Here is a 2,364-nt window from a genome sequence, read left to right on the forward strand (position 1 = left end):
CGGAAGTTAAGCTCTTTAGCGCCGATGGTAGTTGGGGGCTTCCCCCTGTGAGAGTAGGACGTCGCTAGGCAACAAAACAGTCAGCTGTGCGCTGACTGTTTTTTTATTGTATCTTTTGAAAACCCCTTGCTATGCGAGAGGCTCTCAATGAATAATAAAAATTTAGCACACACTACATGGAATTGTAAGTATCACATCGTCTTTGCGCCAAAATATAGAAGGCAGATATAGGTAGAATTCTTCGCCAGTTATGTGAAAGAAAAGGAGTCGAAATCATTGAAGCTACAGCCTATCCTGATCATATTCGTATGTTGATGAGATTCCGCCCAAAATAAGTGTTTCATCGTTTGTGGGTTATTTGAAAGGGAAGAGTAGTTTAATGATATTCGATTGCCATACGAACCTGAAATAGAGATATGGAAATGGGGAGTTTTGGTGTCGCGGATATTATTTAGATACAGTAGAACGAAACAGAAAAATCATACAGGAATATATAAAAAATCAATTGCAAGAGGATATTCTTGAGGATCAAACGACCATGAAAGAATTCATTGATCCATTTACAGGAGAAGAAATACAAGCAAAAATAATAAAACCACCTTAGTGGTAGCGTGAAAACGGAGTGCGGTTGGCGGACCTTTCAGCGTGTCTTTAGACATGGGCCAGTACCCCAGCGTTTCACGCGTAGAGCAAACCACCAGTTAGACTGGTGGTTCTGATTCATTGTAATCTTAGCACTATATAGGAGGGGTTAGAAAGCTATTAACTAAGTCAGTTTAAAATTTTCAAGCCTTCATCAAGCCTTCAGTGAAAGGATAAAATTAGACGTAAACAACAGCGTAACTTTTTTTCAATTAAATAATATTAATACCACCAGTACACCCTTATAAGACATAGTTAATATAGATAAGAGCTTTCATTACTGTTGGGGGCTTATGCCCTTTATTTTTCTTATTAAAAATATGTTCTACACTAAAAATTTTTGAAACTGAAATTATTGTTGCAACATAAACTATGATTTAAGTAGCTCTATACATTTCTTAGAATAACCATATTTCGCTGCATATTCTTATATGTTACTGTAATTGAATTTTAGCTAAACACTTCGTTAGAGTTTGCTACTATCTACATAAGAATCGTCAAAAAAATAGAAAATCTAGTTCTATTCGTCATTCTTCATCCTTATACTGTAAAGATTACATCAAAAAGGAGAGGAAATTTTGTGGATTGATGGCGTGTTTTCTGGTGGCGGTTTGAAGGGCTTTGCATTAGTAGGGGCATATCAAGTACTAGAAGCTGAACATTTTCGATTTAAACGTGTAGCTGGTACAAGTGCAGGTGCCATTTTAGCTGCCTTTATTGCTGCAGGATATAGTGGAAAAGAGATAGAAATGATGCTAGAAGAGTTAGATGTTCCTTCATTACTAGATCCAAGAAGAACAATTTTACCTTTTCCTTTTATGAAATGGGTAAATGTTTATAATCATTTAGGTCTCTATAAAGGAAAGGCCTTAGAAAAATGGTTTTTCCAAAAGCTAGCAGCAAAAGGAGTATACACTTTTGGTGATCTGCCTAAAGATTCACTTAAGTTAGTAGCTTCAGATTTAACCAATGGTAGAATGATTGTTTTACCAGACGATTTGCATAAATATCAAATTGAAGCAAAGAATTTTTCAGTTGCTTGTGCGTTACGCATGAGTTGTGGTATACCTTTTTTCTTTGAACCAGTTACATTAAAGACTGGGAAGGGTGAATCGGTTATAGTGGATGGTGGTGTTTTAAGTAATTTTCCACTATGGATATTCGATGATAAAGAAGGTCGGAAAGTACGTCCGATTTTAGGCCTGAAACTGAGCAGAAGTAGAGAAGAACAATGTCCTCAAGAAATTAAGAATGGTCTAAATTTATTTGAGGCACTATTTTCAACTATGAAAGATGCTCATGATGAAAGGTATATATCAAGACGACATGAAAGAGATATTATTTTTATTCCTGTAGAAGATTATAGTGCTACCCAATTTGATTTAAATGAAGAAACAAAAGAAACTCTATTAGAAATAGGAAGAAACCGTACAATTCAATTTTTACGAAATTGGCCAAGGTTGAGGTTATAATTATTTTTAAAAATTAATTATAAAACTATTGACCAATGACAAATAGGGTGTTATTATATAAAAGTTGCTGTTGAGATACGCAGCTACTAAAATATAAAATAAAATAACTGTTTGACATTAAATATAAAACATGTTATTATATAAAAGTTAACTCTTACAGAAGAGTAAACAAAATGAACCTTGAAAACTGAACAAGCAAAACGTAATCAATAAAGTTTTAAGTAGCTAGTTTTACTAGCGAACGAAACAC

The 2,364-nt window shown here is 34.3% G+C and carries 1 protein-coding gene, 1 rRNA gene and 1 pseudogene; all 3 read left to right on the top strand.

Features of this window, described 5'->3' with window-relative positions; all coding sequences use genetic code 11:
* Window positions 1-70 (top strand): 5S ribosomal RNA (gene rrf, locus HCH28_RS25570); the annotation flags it as partial.
* Between the two features lie 77 nt (window positions 71-147).
* Window positions 148-604: pseudogene (tnpA, locus tag HCH28_RS24745) on the top strand (IS200/IS605 family transposase).
* A gap of 616 nt (window positions 605-1,220) precedes the next feature.
* A complete protein-coding gene (locus HCH28_RS24750; protein WP_221683486.1) occupies window positions 1,221-2,114 on the top strand; it encodes a patatin-like phospholipase family protein in 894 nt (297 codons plus the stop codon).
* The last annotated feature ends 250 nt before the right edge of the window (window positions 2,115-2,364 follow it).

Origin of the sequence: Lysinibacillus sp. K60, from assembly GCF_019731275.1 — a bacterium.
In the GTDB taxonomy this organism is placed as follows: Bacteria; Bacillota; Bacilli; order Bacillales_A; family Planococcaceae; genus Lysinibacillus; species Lysinibacillus capsici.